We start from the raw sequence: 22,108 nt of genomic DNA, 5'->3' as shown, positions 1-22,108 counted from the left end.
AGGCACCGGCCATCGCCGACTGAAGCGGCAAACGGTCCGCTCAGCGCTGACCCATCTCGCTTCCCTACATGTTGCCCGCCAGATGAAACCGCGACGCCGGATGCCACAGCCTGACCGACGTGGCGACCTGCTCGCCGACCCACGTGCGGCGTCGCAGCAGCAAGCACGGCTCACCGATTTCCATCACGAGATGCCGACGCACCTGCGCATTGGGCTTCTCCGCGTAGATCCGGAACTCCGCACGCTGGATCGGCGCCAGGCGCACCATGTAATGATTCGGCGTCTCGATCGTGAAGTCCTGCTCCAGATACGCGGGAAACAAGGCCGGATTGACGTAGCGATCCTCGAACTGGATCGGTTCGTCCTCCTCGTAATGCACGATGCGCGAATGAAACACGGGCCCGGTGCGCAGCCCGAGCGCATCGATCGCGTCCGGGTCGACGCTGCGCTCGATCAGCAGCACGCGCGCACTGTGCCGATGGCCGCGCTCCGCGATCTCGTCCGCGATGTTGCGGATCTCCAGCACCGTCGACTCGTAATGCCGGCGCTCGACGAACGTGCCGGCCCCTTGAATGCGCGTCAGCACGCGCTCGGCCGTCAGTTCGCGCAGCGCGCGCGACACCGTCATCCGGGCCACGCCGAATTCCTTGACCAGTTCGGCCTCGGTCGGGATCGCGCCGCCGGGCTTCCAGTCGCCCTTCGCGATCCGCTCGACGACGTAGCGCTTGATCTGCTGATAGGCCGGCAATGCCCGCGCCGGCACGGTGTCGGCCGACGCCTTCGCCGGCCGCGCGGAAAGTTTGCGTTCCGTTTCGCTCATGCGCCCTCGACCGAATGAATGTTGGGAGATCGGCCCGTCCTCGATCGTCGTCACTGCAACGACGGCGGCACACCGGCGACGATGCCGGTCGCGATCGCGATATCGTCCGCGAGCGGCCGGTCGTCGTGATACGCCGGCACGCGTGCGCGCACATGCCGCCACAGCGCGTCGGTCGCCGCGGCCCGCCCCGTTTCGTCCGGCTGCAGGTCGCACGCCTGCGCGGCGGCCAGCAGCTCGATCGCGAGCACGCGCGTCGTATTCTCGATGATGTCGAGCGCCTTCAGCGCGGCCGGCGTCGCATGACACAGGTGATCTTCCTGCAGCCCCGACGTGATGCCGCCGTCGAGGCTCGCCGGCGCGGCAAGCCGCTGATTCTGCGCGACCAGCGCGACCGCCGTGTACTGCGCGATCATGAACCCCGAACAACTGCCTCCCGGCGCGGCAAGAAACGCCGGCAGCCCGCTGACGAGCGGATTCACGAGCCGGTCGAGACGCCGCTCGGCGATCGCCGCGACCTGAGCCATCGCCGCCGCGAGGCTGTCCATCGCGAGCGCGATGCCCGCGCCGACCGCGTGCGCCTGCGAATGCACGGCCGGCGCCTCTCGCGTGCCGGCCACGATCGGATTGTCGGTGACGGACGCGAGTTCGCGGTCGACGACCTCTGCCGTGACGTCGAACACGTCGCGCGCCGCGCCATGCACGTGCGGAATCGTGCGCAGGCTGAGCGGATCCTGCGTATGCCGGCCGCTCGCCGCGGCAAGCATGCCGCTGTCCGCCAGCAGTGCACGCAAACGGGCGCCGACCTGCCCGATACCGGGCGAAATCCGCAGCGCGAGCGAAGCCGGATCGAATGCGGCGAGTTGCCCGCCGAGGTTCTCGAAGCTCATCGCCGCGATCCAGTCGGCCCAGTCGAGCAGCCGTTCGGCGCGGGCCAGCGCAAACGCCGCCAGCCCCGTGACGCACGGCGTCCCGTTGACCAGGCTCAGCCCTTCCTTCGCGCCGAGGACCAGCGGTTCGCGGCCGATGCGCCGCAGTGCCTCGTCGCCGCGCAGGCGTTCGCCGCGATGGCGCGCATGGCCGTGCCCGATGCAGACGAGCGCGACGTGCGCCATGTGGGTCAGATACCCGACCGAGCCGTGCGCCGGCACTTCGGGGAGGCAATCGTGCTCGAGCAGCGCGACGAGCTGTTCGACGACGTCGGCGCGGACGCCCGAATGCCCGTGCGCATAGTTGTTGATCGCGGCCGCGATGATCGCGCGCGTTTCGGCTGCACCGAGCGGCATGCCGACGCCCACCGCGTGACTCATCAGGATGTTGTGCGACAGCGTGCTCTGCTGTGCCGGCGACACGATCACGTCGCATAGCGCGCCGACGCCGGTATTGACGCCGTATGCGCGAATCCCGCGCGCGACGATCTCGTCGACGAGTTCGCGAGCGGCGACGACGCGCACGCGCGCATCGTCGGCCAACGCCAGCGGCTCGCCGGCCGCCACGGCCGCGACCTGTCGCCAGTCGAGCGGCCGCGCCCCACGGAATACGGTCATGGCAGCCTCAGTTCGCGGTGCGGTCGTGATGGCTCGACACGAATTGCCGGAAGCGCTCGGAGGTCTGCCCGCCGAACACTTCGTCGGGCGTTCCGTCCGTATCGACCTCACCCTGATGCAGGAACATCACGCGATTCGACACGTGGCGTGCAAACCCCATTTCATGCGTGACGACCAGCATCGTGCGCCCTTCCTCCGCCAGCGAGCGCATCACGCGCAGCACCTCGCCGACCAGCTCGGGATCGAGCGCCGACGTCGGTTCGTCGAACAGCATCACCTTGGGATGCATCGCCAGCGCGCGGGCAATGGCGACACGTTGCTGCTGGCCGCCCGACAGGTGCGCGGGATAGTAGCCGCGCTTGTCGGCGAGGCCGACGCGTGCGAGCAGCGCCTCGGCCTCCTCCACCGCTTCCGCGCGACTGCGCTTCTGCACGCGCAGCGGCCCCTCGACGAGGTTGTCGAGCACCGTCATGTGGGACCACAGGTTGAAGTTCTGAAACACCATGCCGAGCTGCGAGCGGATCCGGTCGACCTGGCGCCGGTCGCTCGGATGCAGCTTGCCGTCGCGTGCACGCTTCATCGCCAGTTCTTCGCCTGCGAGCGCGACGGAGCCGTCGTCGGGCGTCTCGAGCAGGTTCAGGCAGCGCAGGAACGTGCTCTTGCCCGATCCGCTCGCGCCGAGGATCGAGATGACGTCACCCTCGTGCGCATCGAGCGAAATGCCCTTCAACACATGATGATCGCCGAACGACTTGTGGATATTTCTGACCGACAGCGCAACGGGAGCAGGGGTGTTCATCGGATTCTCTTCAAAAGGACGGGGACGCTCAGGATGCGGCGCGCTGAGGATTGCGCGTCGCCGCGGCGGGCGCACCGGACGGCTTCGGCGCACGCAGGTGCCCGGAGAGCCGCCATTCGAGCGCGCCGAGCAGACGCACGACGATGAAGTTCAGGCCTAGGTAGATGATGGCCGCGCAGACGAACACCTCGGTCGTCCGGTAGGTTTGCTGGATGATCTGCTGCGCGACGCCCGTCACTTCCCACACCGTGACGAGGCTCGCCAGCGCGGTCGACTTGACGAGCAGCACGGCCTCGGTCGAGTACGCCGGCAGGCACTGGCGCAGCGCGATCGGGCCGATCACGCGCCGCAGCAGCGAGAAGCCCGACAGGCCGATGGAATACCCGGCCTCGATCTGCCCGACCGGTACGGCCATCAACCCGCCGCGCAGGATTTCGGCCGTGTAGCCGGCGGTGCACAGCGCAAGCGACAGCACCGCGCATACGTACGGCTCGCGCAGCACCGGCCACATGAAGCTCTCGCGGATCACGCCGAACTGGCCGAGCCCGTAATACACGAGGAACATCTGGATCAGCAGCGGCGAGCCGCGAAACACGAGGATGTAGGCACGCGCGAAGCGGTTCGGCAGCCAGCGCGGCGACACGCGCATCGTGACGATCACGAGCGACAGCAGGCCGCCGAGCACGAGCGATGCGAAGAACAGACCGAGCGTGGTCGGCACGGCCGCGAGCAGCTGGCGCAGCGTATCGAGGAGAAAAGCGAAATCGATGGACATGCTCGTTCTCCGTCAGTTGCGCGCGAAATTGCGGCGGAACGACCGGCCGACGATCGCTTCCGCCCGGTTGAACACGCGGTTCGACAAGCCCGTCATCAGCAGATACAACGCGCCGCCCGCGACGAAGAACACGAAGTACTGGTGAGTCGAACTGGCTGCGATCTGGCTCGTGCGGAGCAGCTCGGCAAGACCCGTGACCGAGATCAGTGCGGAATCCTTGAGACTCAGTTGCCACACGTTGCCGATACCGGGCAGCGCGAAGCGCAGCACCTGCGGAACCAGGATGCGCCGCAGCACCATGCCGCGCGGCATGCCGATCGCGCGCGCCGCTTCGAGCTCGCCTTTCGACACGGCGAGCACCGCCGCGCGATATACCTCGGCCTGATAGGCGCCCGAGATCATCCCGACCGCGAGCGCGCCGATCACGAACGGCGGCACGCCGATGAAACCTTCCGCGCCGAACCACTGGCCGACGGTCGTCACGAGCGTCGAACCGCCGAAGTAGAACAGATAGATGACGAGCAGTTCGGGCACGCCGCGAAATACCGTCGTATACAGATCGCCGAGCAGGCGGGCGGTGCGGTAGCGCGACAGCTTCGCAGCCGCGATCGCCGCGCCGATCACCGCGCCGACCGCGAGCGCGGCAAGCGTCAGCGCGACCGTCATCAGGGCGGCGAGCAGCAGCACACCGCCCCAGCCTTCGGATCCGAAGCCGAGCATTTCAAGAATCGCCATGCGTGCCTCCCGGCATGCGTTGAGTGAATCCGCTGGATGCGTGCCGCCGCGCGTCGTCAGGCGACTTACGCGGCGGCGCCCGAACGCGCGCTTACGGCGTGACGTCGGTCTTGAACCACTTGTCGGCGAGCTTCTTCACGGTGCCGTCCGCGAGCGCCGCGGCGATCGCCGTATCGAACTTCGTCTTCAGGTCGGCATCCTGCTTGCGAAACGCGAGCCCCTCGCCCGGCCCCCAGATCGGGCCGCCGAGCTTCGGCCCCGCGAGCACGATCGATGCGTTGTCCTTCTTCGCGTTGTTCGCCGCGTAGTACGTGACGTCGTCGAACGATGCATCGATGCGCCCGGCGACCAGATCGAGATCGCGTTCGGGCGACGTCTTGTACACGCGAATCGACGCGATGTCCTTGAAGCTGTCGTTGATGAATTTCGTGTAGACGGTGCCCGACTGGATACCGATCGTCTTGCCCTTCAATTGCTTGCGCAGCGTGTCGACGGTGGGCTTGTCCGCGTTGGCGTCACCCGTGAGCTTGACGATCGGCGCGCCGGGCGCGGCCTTCGGCAGGATCTTCGTATCGGTGACGGCGAACGTCGCCGGCGTCGCCGCGTACGGACGCGAGAACAGCAGGATCTTTTCACGCTCCGGCGTGATGGAAATCGCATCCATCAGGACATCGAACTTGCCGGCCTGCAGGCCGGGAATCATCCCGTCCCAGTCCTGCGCGACCATGTTGCACTGCACCTTGACGCGCTCGCACACGTTGGCGAGCAGTTCCGGCTCGAAACCGCCCAGCTTGCCGCCCGGCAGCGTGAGGTTCCACGGCGCGTAGCCGCCTTCCAGCGCGACCGTCACCGTCTTCCATTCCTTTGCCTGCACCGGTGCCGCAAGCGTTGCCGCCGCGGCCGCGATGACGCCGATCGCCCTGATTGCCCACTTGATGCGCTTGCCGTTCACGAGATTTCTCCTTGCGTTGAAGTTCGCCATCCCTTCGGTGCAGCAAGCCGCCTCAGGAATTTGTCTATACAAGCATGCAAGAAGAAAAACAGCGAGACAAGCGGCGATCAATAAAAACCGGGTAAACGCGGGAAATCCCCTAATTTCAGGGGTCCGGCGTGCATCGTTACGGGGAATTCCGGCACACGTTTGGTGCAATTCGAGCGGCCGAATCTCAAGGATGACTAGACAAATTTCGAATTCGATCGCCGGACGGGTTGGTCGTTCGGCGTCTCTCACACGCGTCGATTTCCGCCGGCTCGTCCGGGACGGACATCTGCGGTCGGCCGCGGTGCGCCGTCCGGGGCCGGTTTTGACGACAGCTTGCCGGTACGGGCCGGCGCCTGGCGGCCCGACTCAGCGTTCGAGCAGCCGCCCCAGCCGCATCATCGTGACGTTCACGCCGAGATGGCGCATCGACGGCTGCACGATCACGCAGTTGTCGTACGGCGTGACGATTGCGTCGTCGCCGTCGCGGGCGATCTCGGTGCCTGCCTTCGCGATCACTTCGAGCCCGGTGAACGGCTGCGAGAACCGGAAATCCATCGAACGCGCGACGACCGGCTCCGTGATTTCGATGAACTTCTGCCGGACCGGCGCGGCTTGCGTCAGGAACGCCGCGACATCGTCGCGCGCGACGACGCCTGCCTGCAGCAGGAAGCGCGCGGCGCTGTCGAGCGCAACGTCGCGCGCGCTCGCGGCGAAGTGCTGCCCCGTCTCGATCAGCAGCGCGTTCTTCGCGCTCGCCGGATCGCCGAAGCCGCCGTAGTCGCGCAGCCGCGTGCCGTTCGCATGGCCGCGATCGACGATCACGTGCTCCGGCGTGCCGAGCGCGGCCGCCAGCGCGATCGCCTTCTCGAGCGGCCCCGTCATCATCAGCGGCGCGGATGCTTCGTGCATCGAATGAATGTCGAGCAGCAGGTCGACCGTGTCGAGCAGCGGCCGCATCGCCCGCGCACGCGCCAGCTCGCGGCTGTCGCGCGTGCCGTCGAGCGCGGCCGGCGTCCACACGCGGTTCATGTCTTCGTCGAGGTAGCGCGTCGCGTCGGCGTTCTCCGCGCTGAAGTGCTCGTACGCGCCGACGTTGCCGAAGCCGAGCGACAGCCGGCCCGCGACCGGCCGCAGGCCGGCCGCCAGCAGCGCGTCCACGGCGATCGCGCCGCTGACTTCGTTGCCGTGCGTCAGCGCGAGGATCATCACGTGCTTGCCGGGCTTGCCGCTGTCGAACGTGTGCAGATAGTCGATGCCCGTATTGCCCGCGTGCCAGCGCGAGATGTCGGGAAAGGCCACTTCGATCGGATAGGCCGGCAGCGCGGCGCGGATGGCTTCAAGCGTGGTCATGTCGGAAGGATTCGTCAGGGTTCGGAAAAGGCGCGGCCGGCGCGGGCCGGTCACGCCGGAATCGGGTACGTGCGTGGCGCATCACGCCTCGGTCGCGCGCGTCGTCGTCGCGGCACCGGCCGCCGCGCCGCGCATCCGGCGGCCGAGCGAAATCACCGACGTGATGCCGAGCACGGCCGTCGCCATCACGTAGAAACTCGGCGCCAGCTTGTTATGCGTCGCGTCGATCAGCCAGGTCACGATCAGCGGTGCGAAGCCGCCGAACAGCGTCACCGAGAAGTTGTACGACAGCGCGAGGCCCGTGCCGCGCGTGCTGGTCGGGAAGATGTCCGCGAGCAGCGCCGGCAGCGGCGCAAGGCTCACCGCGATCAGCAAGCCGACCAGCGCCTGCACCGCGAGCAGCGTTTCGACGCTCGGATAGCGGTTCAGGATCACGAACAGCGGCCACGTCGTCACGCCGACGAGGATCAGCGCGATCAGCATCACGCGAATGCGGCCGAACCGATCCGACAGGTGCCCGACGACGGGCGCCGCGATCATCAGCATCGCCCCCGTGACGACCGCGCCGAGATACGACGACGTGGCCGGGATATGCAGCTGCTTCACCGCATACGTCGGCATGTACAGCTTGTGCACGTAGTTGAACGCCGTGGCCGTCGCGACCACGCCCGCGCCGAGCAGCATGTTCGCGCGATCGCGCACGAACACGTCGCGCAGCGGCGACTTCGCGCGCCCGGCCTCGCCGAGCCGGCGGAAATCGGCCGGTTCGTCGATGTTGCGGCGGATGTACAGCCCGACCGGGCCGATCAGCAGCCCGACCGCGAATGCGACGCGCCAGCCCCAGGCATGCAGTTGATCGGCCGTCAGCAGCAGGCTCAGCAGCGCGGACACGCCGGCTGCGAGCACCGTCGCGAGCCCTTGCGTCGACATCTGCCAGCTCGCGAAGAAGCCGCGCCGCTTCGCGTCGGCCTGCTCGACCATGAACGCGGTCGCCGCGCCGAATTCGCCGCCCGTCGAGAAGCCCTGCAGCATCCGCGCGACGATGATCAGCAGCGGCGACGCGATGCCGATTTGCGCATACGTCGGTGCGAACGCAATCATCGCGGTGCCGAGCATCATCAGCCCGATCGAGATCGTTAGCGAGGCCTTGCGGCCCGCGCGGTCCGCATAGCTGCCGAGCACGATCGAACCGAGCGGGCGCGTGACGAACGAGATGCCGAACGTGCCGACCGACAGCAACAGCGAGGTGGCCGCGTCGTGCGTCGGGAAAAACAGCTGACCGATGACGATCGCGAAATAGCCGTAGATCAGCAGGTCGTAGAACTCCAGCGCGTTGCCGATGCTCGCGGCGCAGATCTCGCGCCACGGATTGTGCGGGGCCGGCTGCGCGGCGTGCGGGTTGCGGGTCATGCCTGTGCTCCTCCATTGATGCTGGCCGTCAGGATTGTGAAAGACGGCGCGCGGCGGTTGCCGGCGGCCGTTCGGGCCAGTCAAGCGCGGAGTGTAGGCACCGCGGCGCGTGCGTTCGTGCCGTTTCGGCACGCAATCGTGCTGATCGGCGCATCGCGCGCCGCGCGAGCCGCCGGCGGGTTCAACCGGCTGGCGCCCCGCCGTCGTCGCGGGACGGCGCGGTGCGCCAGATCGCGTCGAGGACCGGATGCGATTCGTTCCGGCGCCGGTACAGCGCGACGTCGAAGCCGATCTGCCAGTCGGCGCCGCCGACGATCGCGAGTTCGCCGCGCCGCACGTCGTCCGCGACGAGCCGCTGCGGCAGCCACGCGAGGCCGAGCCCGCGCCGCGCCATCGCGAGGATTGCTTCGTACGAATCGGCCTGGTACACGGGCCGCAGCGTCGGACGGTTCGGCATTTCGGCGAGATGGCGCGCGAGCACCGCGCGCAGCGTCAGCGTGCGGGCGAACGCGAGCCACGGCACCGGCGCCTGCCCGGCCGGCAGCCGGTAGCGCGCGCTGCCGCGCGCATCGAGTGCGCTGACGGGCACCAGCACCTCGCGTGCGACGGACAGCCAGTCGAAGCGGTCGCGATCGATCAGCAGCCGCGTGTGCGGGCTCGAATAGACGATCAGCATATCGGCCTCGCCGGCCGTCAACTGCAGGATCGCTTCCTCCGCACTGCCGGTCGACACGGTCGCCGTGAAAAAGCCTGCGCGCGCAACCGTCTCGTCGTACCAGTCGGGGAAGAAGGTCGCCGACAGCGTGCGGCCGGTCGCGATCCGGAGGGTGTTTTCCAGCACCGGCGACGCCTCCTGCAATTGCGTGCGTGCACCGTGCAGAATGTCGAGCGCGTTCGACGCGGCGTCGAGGAACACGGTGCCGGCCGCGGTCAACTCGAGCGGCTTCGTGCGTGCAATCAGACGCGTGCCGACCCATTCCTCGAGCGAGCGAATGCGGCGGCCGAACGCCGGATGCGTGACGAAGCGGTTTTCCGCTGCGCGCGTGAAGCTGCGCGTGCGCGCGAGTTCGACGAAGTCTTCGAGCCATTTCAGTTGCATAGCCGGGCTCCTGAGTGGGCGTTGAACGGCTGTACGATCCTCGGCGGATCGGCTCGTCGATGTCGGCGGGACGCCGCGAGCCGCCCGGGGTGTCGATCCTACGGCGACTGCGGCGCATCGCGCAGCACGGCCCGCAGCGCCGTATCGAACGGCGTCGCGTAATCGATCCCGAGCGAGCGCACGCGCGCGGCGTCCAGATGGCAGTCGTACGGGCGCGGCGTCGCGTCGGTCGGCTGGTCGATCGGCGCGAGCGACGCGGCGATGCCGAGCGCGGCGGCGATTCGCCGCGCGATGTCGTACTTCGTCATCGGCTCCTCGCTCGACCAATGGCGAATGCCCGTCACCGATTCACCCGCGAGATGGCGCAACGTCAGGTCACGGATGACCTGCGCGACGTCGGGCGTATAGGTCGGGTAACGGATCGCCCATGCGTCCATGCCGACCGCGTCGGCGCCCGGCCGCGCCGACGCGACGACGGCCGGCACGAGGCTCGTGACGGCCGACTCGCTCCAGTCGGCGACCGGGCCGAAGAGCAACGGCAGGCGCAGCACGCACGACAGCGGCGACGCGGCGAGGAGCGCGGCCTCGCCTTCCAGTTTGGTGCGGCCGTAGATGTTCAGCGGATTCGGGACGGCATCTTCGCCGTAGGGCGCGGCCCGGCCGTCGAAGACGTAGTCGGTCGAAATGCCGAGCGTCCATGCGCCGTATCGCGCGGCGAGCGCGCCGATGCGGGCCGGTGCGGTGACGTTGATTGCGCGGGCCGCGGCCGGGTCGCGTTCGCAGACGTCGGGGCGGCGTTCGGCGGCGCAGAGAATCACCGCTGCCGGTCGGCAGGTTTCAAAAACGCGTTCGAGGGATGGCTGGTCGAGGACATCCAGTTCGGCAATGCTTTCGGATGGCAATGCGAGCAATTTGGCGCCGGCGGTTTGCGGGTTCCGGATGGTGGCGAGCAGGGTCAGCGACGATTCGCGCGCCAGCGAGGCGGCAACCGCGCGGCCCAGCAGGCCCGAAGCGCCGATGAGGAGGATGGTTTTGCGTACCGGGGATTGGTTTGGCATGGGTGGCGATAAATCACGGAAACGTATGGATTATCGGGCCTATTGGATCGCATGAACGGCTCGCATCCGATCGGGAACACGATCGCCCCCGTTCTTCGCCCCTTTCGCGCCTTTCGCGCCTTTCGCGCCGGCCAACGGCTTCGTGCTTCGTACGATGCGTGATCCGCGATGCGGATTCCGGCCGCGAACGGGCGCTGCGCGCCGGGCTTCGGCACGACACCGGTTCTGTCGTCGGCAGCGCACCGACTCCTCCGTCGCCCGCAAAAACGAAACCCGGCACGCGTGAGCGCACCGGGCTTCAGATACCGGACGGAAATACCGTCCCGCCTTACTTCCGGTCAACCGAATACCGGCCTGGCCCGCTCAACGCGAGCAACAACAACCCGCCGATGATGCTCACGTTCTTGTAGAAGTTGATCATCGCCATGTACTGCTCCATGCCCTGCAGCGCCCAGTAGCGATGGCCGATCAGCGCGGTGGCGAGCGTATAGGCGGCGAACGCCAGTGCGAGCGGACGCGTATAGAAACCGATCGCGATCAACACGCCGCCCACCAGTTCGACCGCCACCGCGATCACGGCCGCCAGCTCGGGCGCCGGATTCCCCGTCGACGCCATATACGCGACCGTGCCCGAGAACCCGTTCAGCTTCTGCCAGCCGAACAGCACGAACAGGATCATCATCAGTACGCGAGCCGCCAGCAGCAACTCGTCCTTCTTCGACTCCAATGAAACGTAACGCATAACAATCACCCTTGAATTGACGGTTCGATGCATCCAGTGCCGCTGCGCGCCCAATCGGCACGCTCTGCCGGCTACGGACCAACTCTTCGCGCAATCGGACGGCAAGCCACGTGGCCTGCCGTCGAAGAATCCGCCCGGTGACGCCGCGAGTAGCGGCGCGCTCCGAATCGGTTCTGGCGAAGCACGGGTGCAGTCTACTGTCCCGCCGCAAATCATCAATCCGTCCAAATATGATTCGCCGTCTCGAATCAGTTGACAATCAGGGAAGACCGGCCCGTTGTGCGACGGGTGGTTGGCCACGCAAACCATCGGCCTCCTTGTTTCTCAGCAACGCGAAAGGTGTCCGTTTTCTTTTACGTTATGGGAATCAGTGGATATTTCCGGATTGAATTGGAACGCGCCATCAAAACGGCGCATTTCACTAGTGACCCATCGGCACCCGCCAATACGCAACTCCTCAACGCCGTCTTTAGCCCGGTTACTCCCCGTCTTTACCAGCGATACCCGTATTATTTTTCAAGTCACGGACATGGCGCGAATGCGCCTCTCCGACCAAAACGCATGGAAACCAGACCTGCGAGACGACTCATCCGCCTTATATTTAGCGAAATCAACGAAAAGCATGTCACCAAACATTCATGCTTTCTCAAACTTCCACTCTACCGAAATTCCTTTAATAAATTCGATATAAATCATGCCTTTGTGAGAAATGCATCACACGTTTCCAGCATTCCACATCCTTCCATTCATCCACCTACATTCCCCTCAAGAAACATTACAAAAAATGACTAATTAATACCGATTTAAGAATACGATAGCGCACCGATTCGTTCTTACGTTTTCCCGACACTCCCGCGAGCCACGCGACGCGTCATACGAGAAAGCGCCATGCACGCGAATCGCCGCGCGCCCGCCCCGATCGCCGCAGGCCGACTCGACCGCCGTACGCCACTGGATCGCCTTTCAACCGGAGCTCACCCATGCCAACGAACACGCCCGTCAACAGTGGCGCGAACGCGAACAGCCTGATGCAACAGGCGGCGCAATCGATCATCAACGGCTCGACCGGCAATCCGGCGATGGACGTCGGCTCGCTCGTCAAGACGCTCGTGAACGCGAAGACGGCCGGACGGGCCGCGATGCTTGCCGCGTCGCAAGCGACCGGCAGCACGCGGATTTCCGCGTTCGGCGCGTTGTCGTCGGCGCTCGGCGCGCTCGAGGCCGGCCTGACGTCGCTGAAGAACGGCGCGCTGCAGTCGACGTTCAACGCCGTCGCGAGCGGCAAGGGCTTGACCGCAACGGCGGGTGCGGGCGCGGTCGCCGGCACCTACACGGTCGGCGTCACGCAGATCGCGACCGCGCAGGCGCTATCGTCCGCCGGCTTCAACGGCAGCAAGGCGCTCGGCACCGGCACGCTGACGCTGTCGCTCGGCAGCCAGTCGTTCAAGGTCGAAGTCCGCGGCACCAACAATACGCTGGCGGGCATCTCGGCGGCGATCAACGGCGCGTCGGGCAACCCGGGAATCAGCGCGACGGTCATCAACGGCACGGACGGCGCGCACCTCGTGCTCGCGTCGTCGAAGACGGGCGCGGCGAACGCGATCAGCGTCGCGGTCGGCAACGTGTCCGGCGACAGCGGCCTGTCGAATCTCGGCGTCACGTCGACGGCCGACCCGTCCGGCGGCGCGTCGAAGATCGAATCGGCGAACGGCGCGGCCGCCTGGCGGCAGAGCGCCGTCGCGCAGGATGCGAAATTCACGCTCAACGGAATCGCATCGGCCAGCGCGAGCAACACGGTATCGGGCGTGCTGACCGGCATCACGCTGAACCTGTCGGCGGCCGCGGTGAGCGCGACCGATACGCAGACGCTGACGGTCAGCACCGACACGAAGTCGCAGGCAGCCACAATCACGAATTTCGTGAGCCTGTACAACACCGCCGTCAAGACGATGGGCGCGCTGTCGAGCTACACGGCAGGCGCAAGCTCGCAAGGCGCGCTGATCGGCGATTCGACGCTGAACACGATCCGTAACGCGTTGGCTTCGATCGTCGCGCGCGGCGCCGACAACGGTACCCCCTCATCGAAGGGCAACGGACACGTGAACCTATTGTCGATCGGCATCAAGCTCGAGCGCGACGGCACGCTGAACGTCGACGGCGCGAAGCTCGACAGCGCGCTCTCCGCCAATCCGTCGGGAGTCGCGCGCCTGTTCAATCCGGAGAATGGAATCGGCACGCGCCTGGCCGACCAGATCTCGCAGTTCACGAAGAAGAACGGAATGATCGACGTGCGCACGACCGCACTGAACGCCGATCTGAAACGTGTCGCGCAGCAGCAGTCGGATCTGTCCGACTATGCCGCGCAACTGACGAGGCAGTATCAGGCGCAGTTCACCGCGCTCAACACGCTGATGACCCGGATGAATACCAACTCGCAATACCTGACGCGATTGTTTGGCGGTGCGAACAGTAACGGCACGCTGTCCAGGAAGTGAGCGGGTCGCGCGGTGCGCGCGGCCCGGAGACATCGTTCATGCCCGGCGGCGCGCCGGCGCCCGCCGGATTCGCATCGTCGCGGCCGGCAACCTGCCCGCGGTTGTCCTTGCAGCGCGCACGCGTCAGCCGAGACCTTCGACGCGGTCGGCGAACAAATCGATTGCACACGATACCTGGCGTCCGAAATAACCGGCGCGTTCGCGCTCGTACGCGCGCAGCAGCGACGTGCATTCGCGCTCGGCCCAGCGCCATACCGGGCCCTGCTTGGCGAATACCGGATGTTCGCGCAACTCGGCGGGTACCGCGTGCTCGTCCTCCCAGCCCCAGAAATAGGCCTGGTACGCACGGGCGAACGGCATGCCCAACTGGTTCGCAACGGTCTCGTCATGGCGCAGCGTGAAGTCGACGATCTCCTTGCGCGTGCGCCCGCCCACGTCGTCGTGGCGCGCCTCGACCCAGCAGTGATACCGCGCGAGTTGCGACAGATGCCGCGCGGTGCGGCGCCGCTCGCGCGTCGTGCACAGCGCGTACAGGTTGCCGCCGCCGAAATCCATCACTTCGCCACCCGCGAACGGCCGATAAGGCTTGCCGGTCAGCAGCGTCAGCACCTGCGCGCCGACGATCGCATAGTCGGCGCAGCGCATGTAGCCGCTGCGCGTCGTCGCTTCCGACACGCTCCGGTGGACGACTTCGTCGATCACGGCGTGCAGCATCGCATCAACCGGTGCCGCCAGGATCGGCGGCTGGCTTGTCGTCGTCACGTGTTGCATGGGCGAATGCGGCTTCAGCGGTTCGTCGGTAAAAGTCACTCCGCGGAATGGTATTACTAACCGTTACGACGAACGGATGCGAGATTGCGCAGATTTGTGCGCTTTTCTCGCCGCGTGCGAGAACATGTCGACAGTCCGTCAGACATCGTCAATACGACGCGCAGCAGGATGGCCGGACGAGCATCGACACCGCGCTCGCGGATCGCGGGCGGTTCGAGTGCGTGATTCGGTGATTTCGTGAAAAACCGCCGAATGACAGCCGGACAGCACGGCCGCGCGGCGGCACGCGTTGCCGCCATCGACGGAATGGGAATCGCGACGATCTCGCCGCGATGGCGACGCATCGCGCAACGCGGATCGCTCCAGCAGGCAACGGGCGTGCCGGCCTCGGGCACGGGGCACGCGATGCGATCACGCGCCGCGCTGCCGGTGCGGCGCGCGCCCTCCGTTATGACGCGGCGATCCGCCGGCGGAAATGCTCGGTGCCGGCCACGATCTTGTCGAGCACCGCGTCGAGCGCCCAGAATCGTTCGCGCACGTCGTAGTCGATCGCACGGCATTTGATCGACCCGAACGTGCCGATCCGCTGGTGATAGAGCTTCGCGAGCGCCGGGTAGCCCAGCGCCTCCGATACCGCCGAGACGACCAGGAACGTCGACAGTTCGTCGGCGAGCGCCGGATTCGACTCGCCTTGCGTACGCAGCCACCGGTAGAGATCGGGATGGAAGTTCGTGAACACGCCGTTGAAACCGGCGGACCCGGCCTTCATCGCGTCCCACGCAATCGCGGCGTTCGCGTTCAGAATCTTCAGCGGCGACCCCGCGGCAAGCGCGACGCGCCGCTTCACCGTCGCGAGATCGCAGCTCACGTCCTTGAGCATCACGAACCGGCCCGTGTCGATGCACGCGCGCAGTTCGTCATCCGACAGAAGCCGCCGGTAAGGCGCCGGGCATTCGTACAGGCCGAGCGGGAGATCCGACGGCAGTCGCGCGAGCAGCCTGTGAAGATGGTCGAGCAACGCGGCGCTGCCCTTGCGTTGCGGATCGAGACGGTTGGTCACGAGCACGACGCCCTGCGCGCCCGATTCGGCCGCCGCGCACAGTTCGACGGCCTGCGCGTCGATATCGTCGCTGATGTGGCCCGACGCGACGACCGGCACGCGCCCGGCCACCCGTTCGACCACGAAGCGCGCGAGTTCCGCGCGTTCGGCCAGGCTCAGGAACTGCATCTCGCTCGATTGCGCGACCGCGAACAACGCATCCGAGCCGTGCGCCAGATACCATTCGATGAGCCGCTCGAGCCCGGCGTAGTCGATCGAGCCGGCGTCGTCGAACGGCGTCAGCATCACCGGCACGATCCCCTCGATGGTCACGTTCGATTGCTGCGAGTGTTGCATCGGTTTCTCCTTCCTTCAGTGAATGCGAATGCAGGCCACGATCACGCCGGCAACGGTCCGGGCGCGGCGTTCGCGGCCTGTTCGGGAATCGGCTTGCGCACGAGCAGCAGGTAGGCCATCGCGCCGGCGAACGCGATCGCCGCCGCGGTGAGCAGCGCCGGCACGAACGACCACTTCTGCGCAATGACGCCGGTCAGGATCGGGGCCAGCGCGCCGCCGATGAAGCCGCCGAAATTCTGGATCGCGCCGAGCGACGCGATGCGGCTCGGCGGCGCGGCCGCCGTCGCGAGCGCCCACGAGCACGCCGATGCCGCGTTGGCGAGAAAGATCACCACCGAAATACATGCGAGCGCAACCGTATTGCTCTGCACGAGCGCGGCCGGGATCGTGAACGCGACCATTCCGAGCATCGCGGCCACCACCGCATTGCGCCGACTCACGACCGGCGAACGGCTGCGGCGCGTGACGAAATCCGACAGCCAGCCGGCGACCAGCGACCCGACGAACCCGCACAGGAACGGCACCGATGCGGCAAACCCCGTGCGCATCAGGCTCATGTGCCGCTCCATCGTCAGGTAGCCCGGCAGCCAGGTCAAGTAGACCCAGTTCAAGTACACGGAGCCGAAGAAGCCGATCAGCATCCCCCACGTCGTGCCGTGCGAGAACAGGCTGCGCCATTCGGCGAAGGTCAGCTTCGGTGCCGCGACGACGCTTTGCGCATCGGCATCGAGATAACCGCGTTCGGCGGCGGACAGTTGCGCGCGCACCGGATCGCGATACAGCGCGAACCACACGACGGCGACGACGAGGCCGAGCGCGCCGGTCGCAATGAACGCCCAGCGCCAGTCGAATGATGCGACGAGAACCGACAGCAGCAGCGGCGCAAGCGCGGTACCGAGCGGCGACGCGGCATTGAAAATGCCCGTCGGCGTGCCGCGCGCGCGCAGCGGAAACCAGTTGCTCACCACGCGCGCGGCCGACGGGAATTGCGGCGCCTCCCCGATGCCGAGCAAGATACGCGCGACGATGAACCAGCCGAAGGTGGACACGAGGCCGCCCGCCGCCTGCGCGAACGACCAGACGATCAGCCCGATGCCGAGCAGCCGGCGCGGGCCGATGCGGTCGACCAGCCCGCCGACCGGAAACTGGCACAGCGCATAGCTCCACGAGAATGCCGACAGCAGCAGCCCCATCTGCGCGAGCGACAGGCCGAGATCGCCGCGGATCGCCGAACTCGCGACGGCCAGCGTGCCGCGATCGAGATAGTTGACGATCCCGCTCGCCATCAACAGCGCGAGCGCGATGCGCTGACCGCGCCGAATCCGTGGCGGCGCGTGCGGAACAGGTTGGTTGTCGTAGTTCATGTCGATTGTCTCCATGTCACTGATATGGGCCGGGTCCGGCCGTTCCGTCGCATGCGGAATTCAGGTATCCATACGGTTGACTTCGTCGCGCGTCGGAATCGACGTCTGCGCGCCGTGGCGCGTGACGCTGATCGCGGCCGCACGCTGGCCGAAGCCGATCGCGTCGTCCATCGACGCGCCGCCGGCCCGCGCGGCCGCGAACCCGCCGACGAACGTGTCGCCGGCCGCGGTCGTATCGACGGCCACCACCGCCATCGCACGATGGCGGCCGCTTCCTGCGCTGCCGCGCCAGCAGACGCCGCGCGCGCCGAGCGTGACCAGCACGTTGCCCACGCCTTTCGCGCACAGCGCATCGGCGGCGCGCGCGGCCGACGCATCGTCGCCCACGGCGATGCCGGTCAGCGACTCGGCCTCGGTTTCGTTGACGACGAGATAGTCGACCCGCGCCAGCAACGCATCGAAGAGCGGCTGCGCGGGTGCGGGATTGAGCAGCACCGGCGTGCGGTGCGCGCTTGCGCAGGCAATCGCGCGCGCCACGGTGGCGACCGGCACCTCGAGCTGGCACACGAGCAGCGCGGCTCCGGCGATCGCGTCGCGCGCCGCGTCGATCCGGTCGGCGTCGACGCACGCATTCGCACCGGGCACGACGACGATGCTGTTCGCGCCGTGGTCGTCGACCGTAATCGTCGCGACTCCGGTCGCCGTGCCGCCGATCCGGTGCAGGTGCGTCACGTTGATGCGCTCTGCCGCCAGCGCGCCGTGCAGGCGTGCACCGAACGCGTCGTCGCCGACGCAGCCGATCATCGCGACCGATGCGCCGAGGCGCGCGGCCGCCACCGCCTGATTCGCTCCCTTGCCGCCATGAACGGTTTCGAACGTCGTGCCCAGCAGCGTCTCGCCCGGCACCGGCAGGCGCGGCGCGCGCGTGACGAGATCGATGTTGACGCTGCCGACGACGGCAATACGCGGTGATCGACGGCCGTTCATTGCTTGATGTAACCGCTTACATTTGCGATCGACAAAATGACCGGAAGGGTCGTCGTCTCTGAAAATTTCGCCATACGGATTGAACGAGTGTCTGAGATAATGGAAAGCAGCAGCAAGATAGCGCTTACATTCTCGCAGGCTCGCTCGAGAATGCAAGCGGGGCCATCACGAATCGAGGGTAAACAATGACGCTTTTGACGGCACACGGCGGCGGGACCGCCGCCACGCGCGGAGACGGCCGATGAGCACGCCCCGGGCACGCCGCGGCAGCGGCCGCTCGGTGCTCGGCGACGTCGCGAAACTGGCCGGCGTGTCGACCGCGACCGTCTCGCGCGTGTACAACGATCCCGGCAAGGTGTCGGCCGACGTGCAGCAGCGCGTGCGCGACGCGGCGCTCGCCCTGAACTGGATCCCGAATGCGGCCGGCCGCGCGCTCGCGTCCACGCGCACCCACATCACGGGCGCGATCATCCCGACCCTCGACGACCAGGTGTTCGCGTCGCAGGTCGCCGGCATGCAGACGGTCATGGCCGAGCACGGCATCACGCTGTTTCTCGGCTGCTCGAACTACGACCCCGCGCAAGCGCTCGCGCAGGTGCGCGCGATGCTGTCGCGCGGCGTGGAAGCCGTGTCGCTGGTCGGCGAAGCGTATCCGCCGGAACTGTTCGAACTCCTCGCGATGCATCGCGTGCCGTACGTCGTCACGTACGCCTATCGCGACGACAGCCCGCACTGCTGCATCGGCTTCGACAACCGCGCGGCGTTCGCACGGCTCACCACGCACCTGCTCGACCTCGGCCACCGCGATTTCGCGATCATCATGCAACCGTCGACGGACAACGATCGCGTGCAGGCCCGCCTGCGCGGCATTCACGACACGCTTGCCGCGCACGGGCTCGCGGTGCGCCCCGTGCATCAGCACGAAGGCACGGCCACGATCGCGTTCGGGCGGGCGAGCCTGCGCGCGATCGTCGGCAGCGATGCGGCGACGCGGCCGACCGCGGTGATCTGCGGCAACGACGCGCTCGCGCTCGGCGCATTGCTCGAAGCGCAGGCGCTCGGCATCGACGTGCCCGCGCAGTTGTCGATCACCGGATTCGACGACATCGCGCTCGCGCGCGAGATCCAGCCGCCGCTGACGACGATGTGGGTCGACACCGACGCGATCGGCCGCCAGGCCGCGCATGCGTTGCTCGACACGCTGGAGAACGGCGCGACGGGGCCCGGCCATGCCGTCCTGCCCGAACTGCGCATACGGGAATCCGCGGCGCCCCCAGCACGGACGCAGGCGCGCGCGACGCGCAAGAAATAGCGGGCAGCGCCTGCTTACTGCATCACGTCGATCGGCAGCGTCTTGTCGAGATTGTCGTGCCACGCGTTGATCGTCTTCGGCACGGTTTTCTTCCACGCGGGCACGTTCGAGTAGTAACGCATCCGGACGTTGTTCTTCGCATCGAACACGAGTAGCCCGATCCACAGATCGGTGCCGCGGCGCATCACGATCGCCGCGTTCGTCGTCGCGATACCGCGCACCCAGTACGACGTCACGTGTGCGCCGAGCCCGTCGAGATCCTTCTCCTCGGCGCTGTAGTTGACCATGTCGACGAGCGTCTGATAGTCGGCGCCGAGCAGCTTGTGCGCGGTCGCGTTCTGCTGCGCGTCGGCGACGACCTTGAGGCTCAGCAGGTCGGCTTTCGGTTCGGCCTGCGACTGCGCGGCGGTCACATAGTCGCCTGCGTACGTCACGCCCGCACCGGCGCCACAATCGAAATCGGCGCCCTGTTGCGTGACGCGGATGCGCCCGCCCTTGCGGTCGAAGTCGAGCCGGCACTTGTTCTGGCGGTAGGTGCCGCTGTCGCCGTGCAACATGATGTCGCCGTCGAGCCCGCCGGTATTCGCGCCGTTGTTGGCGCTCAGCTCGAAATGCAGGCGCGGCACCGTGCCGGTGAACGTCAGTTCGCCGCCGAACGACGGGTTGTCGCTCGTCCGATGCCACGTCTGCTGCCAGCGATCGGCAGCGAGCGGCATGCCGCTCAGGCTCGCGAGCCGTTCGCGGTAGCGGTCGCCCAGGCATGACGCATCGCTGCCGCACTGGTCGCGCTGCTTGAGCCACTTCAACTGCGCGGCCTTCAGCGCGGCCGTATCGCCGCCCTTCGCGAGCGCCGTCTTCCACGCGGCCGACAGATCGCCGTCGAGTTTCGATAGCGCGGGTTTCGCGCAGATCGTCTTCTCGGTCGGCGACGCGGCCTTCCCGCAGTCGAAGCCGGCCGCATGCGCGGCGACCGGTGCGAGCATCAGCATCAGCAGCGCGGCCGCCGCGATGGAGGGCAGCCGCGTGCGCGGCATTTCACAGGCGGGAATCGCGGCTTGCCCGCGCGAATTCGATCGGTTCTGGGTTGTCATCGGCTTGATCGTCGCTGGGTCGCGCGCCCGTAGAAGCTACCTGCACGCGACATTCGAAGTAAAAACGCCCGGCCCGGCATGCAGCGCATGCCGCCGCCCGCCGAAGCGTAACCCGGATGCGCGACGCCGATCAATCGACGTTCGATGTCGTCGCAACCATTTCGGCGACCGCACAGCAGCGCCCGACGCCGTCGCGCAACGCAGCTTCCGTCGCGGGATCGATGATCCCGATGAACACCATCACGCAGTCGTCATGCGCAGTCATGCTTTCGTCTTCCAGTGACGAGCACCGGATGCGCCAAGTCCGATACGCCGCATGACTCAACAATCTCCGCAAATCATGCGGAGATTAATCGCCACATTCACCGCAAAATACCCCGCTACCGTATCCGGCCCGCCCCGCTCGCGCCCGTCGGCGTCGATTGCCCGAGCCGCTCCGCGAGAAACCCGATGAACGTGCGCAGCGTGACGAACCCCTCCCGGTGCTGCGGAAACACCGCATTGAGCGTGATCGGCGGCGGCACGTAGGCATCGAGCACCGGCACCAGCGCCCCGCTGTCGAGCGCCGCGCCGACGATGAAGTGCGGCAGCAGCGCGATGCCTAGCCCCGCGATCGCGGCGTCGCGCACCACTTCGCCGTTGTTCGCGACGAGGGGGCCCTGCACGTCGAACGTGCGTGCCGCGCCGTCGACGCGGAATTCCCAGCCGACCCGCCGCTCGCGCCCGTACAGCACGCACGTATGGCCGGCCAGATCGGCCGGCGTCTGCGGCGCGCCGTGCCGCTTCAGGTAGGCGGGGCTCGCGCACGCGATCATCCGCCACGCGCCGAGCGGACGCGCGATCAGCGTCGAATCCTCGAGCGAGCCGATCCGCAGCACGAGGTCGAAGCCCTCGCCGATCAGGTCGACGCGCCGGTCGGTCAGGTCGAGGTTCAGCCGCACGGCCGGGTGCGCGGACAGGAATTCGGCGATCAGCGGCGACACGTGCGTAATTCCGAACGACAGCGGCGCGCTGATCTTCAGCGAGCCATGCAGCTCCGTGCTGCGCACCGACATCGCCTGCTCGGCGTCGGCGATCTCCGCGAGGATGCGCTGCGCGCGCGCATAAAACTCCTGCCCCGATTCGGTCACCGCGAGATTGCGGGTATTGCGATGCAGCAGCCGCACGCCGAGCGACGCCTCCAGCGCCATCGTGCGCCGGCTGACGAACTGCTTGGACAGCATCAGCTGGTCGGCCGCCGCCGTGAAGCTGCCTGCGTCCACGGTCGCGACGAAGATCCTGAGGTCGTTGAGTTCCATATTGTCCACTCCATAGCGACAGTCATTATCGCTACAGCGATTTATTTGTCAAATCGATTGACCTAAGATTCATCTCAACG

Annotated in this window: 20 protein-coding genes; 2 read left to right on the top strand and 18 right to left on the bottom strand. The window is 67.0% G+C overall.

The window, feature by feature from the left end; all coding sequences use genetic code 11:
- Nucleotides 1–64: 64 nt before the first annotated feature.
- From hutC to CFB46_RS32560, 11 genes are all read right to left on the bottom strand, one after another.
- On the bottom strand, nt 65–820 hold the full coding sequence (gene hutC, locus CFB46_RS32610; protein WP_027786353.1) for a histidine utilization repressor: 756 nt from the start codon (nt 818–820) through the stop codon (nt 65–67).
- A gap of 50 nt (nt 821–870) precedes the next feature.
- Entirely contained in the window at nt 871–2,364 is a 1,494-nt protein-coding gene (locus tag CFB46_RS32605; RefSeq protein WP_027786352.1) for an HAL/PAL/TAL family ammonia-lyase, read from the bottom strand.
- A 7-nt stretch (nt 2,365–2,371) separates the two neighbouring features.
- Entirely contained in the window at nt 2,372–3,163 is a 792-nt protein-coding gene (locus CFB46_RS32600) for an ABC transporter ATP-binding protein (protein WP_027786351.1), read from the bottom strand.
- Nucleotides 3,164–3,191: 28 nt separating this feature from the next.
- A complete protein-coding gene (locus CFB46_RS32595; RefSeq protein ID WP_027786350.1) occupies nt 3,192–3,938 on the bottom strand; it encodes an ABC transporter permease in 747 nt (248 codons plus the stop codon).
- A gap of 12 nt (nt 3,939–3,950) precedes the next feature.
- Complete coding sequence (locus CFB46_RS32590; RefSeq protein ID WP_027786349.1) at nt 3,951–4,673, bottom strand: ABC transporter permease; 723 nt, start codon at nt 4,671–4,673, stop codon at nt 3,951–3,953.
- 91 nt (nt 4,674–4,764) lie between these two features.
- Nucleotides 4,765–5,625, bottom strand: coding sequence for a transporter substrate-binding domain-containing protein (locus CFB46_RS32585; RefSeq protein WP_027786348.1), 861 nt, complete (start codon nt 5,623–5,625; stop codon nt 4,765–4,767).
- Between the two features lie 396 nt (nt 5,626–6,021).
- Entirely contained in the window at nt 6,022–7,005 is a 984-nt protein-coding gene (locus CFB46_RS32580; RefSeq protein WP_027786347.1) for a succinylglutamate desuccinylase/aspartoacylase domain-containing protein, read from the bottom strand.
- A gap of 81 nt (nt 7,006–7,086) precedes the next feature.
- The gene (locus CFB46_RS32575) at nt 7,087–8,415 is read right to left on the bottom strand and encodes an MFS transporter (protein ID WP_027786346.1); all 1,329 of its coding nucleotides are present in this window, start codon (nt 8,413–8,415) and stop codon (nt 7,087–7,089) included.
- Between the two features lie 181 nt (nt 8,416–8,596).
- Nucleotides 8,597–9,514: a LysR family transcriptional regulator gene (locus CFB46_RS32570; protein WP_027786345.1), complete on the bottom strand. Its 918-nt coding sequence runs from the start codon at nt 9,512–9,514 to the stop codon at nt 8,597–8,599.
- Between the two features lie 98 nt (nt 9,515–9,612).
- Entirely contained in the window at nt 9,613–10,572 is a 960-nt protein-coding gene (locus tag CFB46_RS32565; protein WP_027786344.1) for a dTDP-4-dehydrorhamnose reductase family protein, read from the bottom strand.
- Nucleotides 10,573–10,900: 328 nt separating this feature from the next.
- Complete coding sequence (locus tag CFB46_RS32560; RefSeq protein WP_027786342.1) at nt 10,901–11,314, bottom strand: DoxX family protein; 414 nt, start codon at nt 11,312–11,314, stop codon at nt 10,901–10,903.
- Between the two features lie 980 nt (nt 11,315–12,294).
- Here CFB46_RS32560 and fliD point away from each other — a divergent pair.
- The gene (gene fliD, locus CFB46_RS32555; RefSeq protein ID WP_027786341.1) at nt 12,295–13,809 is read left to right on the top strand and encodes a flagellar filament capping protein FliD; all 1,515 of its coding nucleotides are present in this window, start codon (nt 12,295–12,297) and stop codon (nt 13,807–13,809) included.
- A gap of 123 nt (nt 13,810–13,932) precedes the next feature.
- Here the strand turns inward: fliD and CFB46_RS32550 are convergent, their stop codons facing one another.
- From CFB46_RS32550 to rbsK, 4 genes are all read right to left on the bottom strand, one after another.
- On the bottom strand, nt 13,933–14,580 hold the full coding sequence (locus CFB46_RS32550; RefSeq protein WP_027786340.1) for a hypothetical protein: 648 nt from the start codon (nt 14,578–14,580) through the stop codon (nt 13,933–13,935).
- Between the two features lie 448 nt (nt 14,581–15,028).
- Complete coding sequence (locus CFB46_RS32545; RefSeq protein ID WP_027786339.1) at nt 15,029–15,976, bottom strand: dihydrodipicolinate synthase family protein; 948 nt, start codon at nt 15,974–15,976, stop codon at nt 15,029–15,031.
- A gap of 41 nt (nt 15,977–16,017) precedes the next feature.
- Nucleotides 16,018–17,355: an MFS transporter gene (locus CFB46_RS32540; RefSeq protein ID WP_080681418.1), complete on the bottom strand. Its 1,338-nt coding sequence runs from the start codon at nt 17,353–17,355 to the stop codon at nt 16,018–16,020.
- Nucleotides 17,356–17,400: 45 nt separating this feature from the next.
- Nucleotides 17,401–18,327: a ribokinase gene (gene rbsK, locus CFB46_RS32535; protein WP_027786337.1), complete on the bottom strand. Its 927-nt coding sequence runs from the start codon at nt 18,325–18,327 to the stop codon at nt 17,401–17,403.
- A gap of 241 nt (nt 18,328–18,568) precedes the next feature.
- Between rbsK and CFB46_RS32530 the strand changes: the two genes are divergently transcribed.
- Entirely contained in the window at nt 18,569–19,639 is a 1,071-nt protein-coding gene (locus CFB46_RS32530; protein WP_027786336.1) for a LacI family DNA-binding transcriptional regulator, read from the top strand.
- A gap of 14 nt (nt 19,640–19,653) precedes the next feature.
- Here CFB46_RS32530 and CFB46_RS32525 read toward each other — a convergent pair whose 3' ends face one another.
- The 3 genes from CFB46_RS32525 to CFB46_RS32515 all read right to left on the bottom strand — a co-directional run bounded on the left by CFB46_RS32525 (nt 19,654) and on the right by CFB46_RS32515 (nt 22,028).
- Nucleotides 19,654–20,673 (bottom strand): lysozyme inhibitor LprI family protein, encoded by a 1,020-nt coding sequence (locus tag CFB46_RS32525; protein WP_034185516.1) that lies wholly within the window; start codon nt 20,671–20,673, stop codon nt 19,654–19,656.
- 187 nt (nt 20,674–20,860) lie between these two features.
- Nucleotides 20,861–20,995: a hypothetical protein gene (locus CFB46_RS32520; protein WP_256980735.1), complete on the bottom strand. Its 135-nt coding sequence runs from the start codon at nt 20,993–20,995 to the stop codon at nt 20,861–20,863.
- 115 nt (nt 20,996–21,110) lie between these two features.
- Nucleotides 21,111–22,028 (bottom strand): LysR family transcriptional regulator, encoded by a 918-nt coding sequence (locus CFB46_RS32515; protein ID WP_027786334.1) that lies wholly within the window; start codon nt 22,026–22,028, stop codon nt 21,111–21,113.
- Nucleotides 22,029–22,108 lie beyond the last annotated feature (80 nt).

The sequence above is a fragment of the Burkholderia sp. HI2761 genome, assembly GCF_002223355.1.
Lineage (GTDB): Bacteria > Pseudomonadota > Gammaproteobacteria > Burkholderiales > Burkholderiaceae > Burkholderia.
Note: the sequence above shows the minus strand (reverse complement) of the source record. Positions and strands in the feature narration are given on the sequence as shown.

Bases quoted from the DNA above. Each gene is read 5' to 3' on its own strand.
- hutC (WP_027786353.1), bottom strand. From the start codon at position 820: ATGAGCGAAACGGAACGCAAACTTTCCGCGCGGCCGGCGAAGGCGTCG.
- CFB46_RS32605 (WP_027786352.1), bottom strand. From the start codon at position 2,364: ATGACCGTATTCCGTGGGGCGCGGCCGCTCGACTGGCGACAGGTCGCG.
- CFB46_RS32600 (WP_027786351.1), bottom strand. From the start codon at position 3,163: ATGAACACCCCTGCTCCCGTTGCGCTGTCGGTCAGAAATATCCACAAG.
- CFB46_RS32595 (WP_027786350.1), bottom strand. From the start codon at position 3,938: ATGTCCATCGATTTCGCTTTTCTCCTCGATACGCTGCGCCAGCTGCTC.
- CFB46_RS32590 (WP_027786349.1), bottom strand. From the start codon at position 4,673: ATGGCGATTCTTGAAATGCTCGGCTTCGGATCCGAAGGCTGGGGCGGT.
- CFB46_RS32580 (WP_027786347.1), bottom strand. From the start codon at position 7,005: ATGACCACGCTTGAAGCCATCCGCGCCGCGCTGCCGGCCTATCCGATC.
- CFB46_RS32575 (WP_027786346.1), bottom strand. From the start codon at position 8,415: ATGACCCGCAACCCGCACGCCGCGCAGCCGGCCCCGCACAATCCGTGG.
- CFB46_RS32570 (WP_027786345.1), bottom strand. From the start codon at position 9,514: ATGCAACTGAAATGGCTCGAAGACTTCGTCGAACTCGCGCGCACGCGC.
- CFB46_RS32565 (WP_027786344.1), bottom strand. From the start codon at position 10,572: ATGCCAAACCAATCCCCGGTACGCAAAACCATCCTCCTCATCGGCGCT.
- CFB46_RS32560 (WP_027786342.1), bottom strand. From the start codon at position 11,314: ATGCGTTACGTTTCATTGGAGTCGAAGAAGGACGAGTTGCTGCTGGCG.
- fliD (WP_027786341.1), top strand. From the start codon at position 12,295: ATGCCAACGAACACGCCCGTCAACAGTGGCGCGAACGCGAACAGCCTG.
- CFB46_RS32550 (WP_027786340.1), bottom strand. From the start codon at position 14,580: ATGCAACACGTGACGACGACAAGCCAGCCGCCGATCCTGGCGGCACCG.
- CFB46_RS32545 (WP_027786339.1), bottom strand. From the start codon at position 15,976: ATGCAACACTCGCAGCAATCGAACGTGACCATCGAGGGGATCGTGCCG.
- CFB46_RS32540 (WP_080681418.1), bottom strand. From the start codon at position 17,355: ATGGAGACAATCGACATGAACTACGACAACCAACCTGTTCCGCACGCG.
- rbsK (WP_027786337.1), bottom strand. From the start codon at position 18,327: ATGAACGGCCGTCGATCACCGCGTATTGCCGTCGTCGGCAGCGTCAAC.
- CFB46_RS32530 (WP_027786336.1), top strand. From the start codon at position 18,569: ATGAGCACGCCCCGGGCACGCCGCGGCAGCGGCCGCTCGGTGCTCGGC.
- CFB46_RS32525 (WP_034185516.1), bottom strand. From the start codon at position 20,673: ATGCCGCGCACGCGGCTGCCCTCCATCGCGGCGGCCGCGCTGCTGATG.
- CFB46_RS32520 (WP_256980735.1), bottom strand. From the start codon at position 20,995: ATGACTGCGCATGACGACTGCGTGATGGTGTTCATCGGGATCATCGAT.
- CFB46_RS32515 (WP_027786334.1), bottom strand. From the start codon at position 22,028: ATGGAACTCAACGACCTCAGGATCTTCGTCGCGACCGTGGACGCAGGC.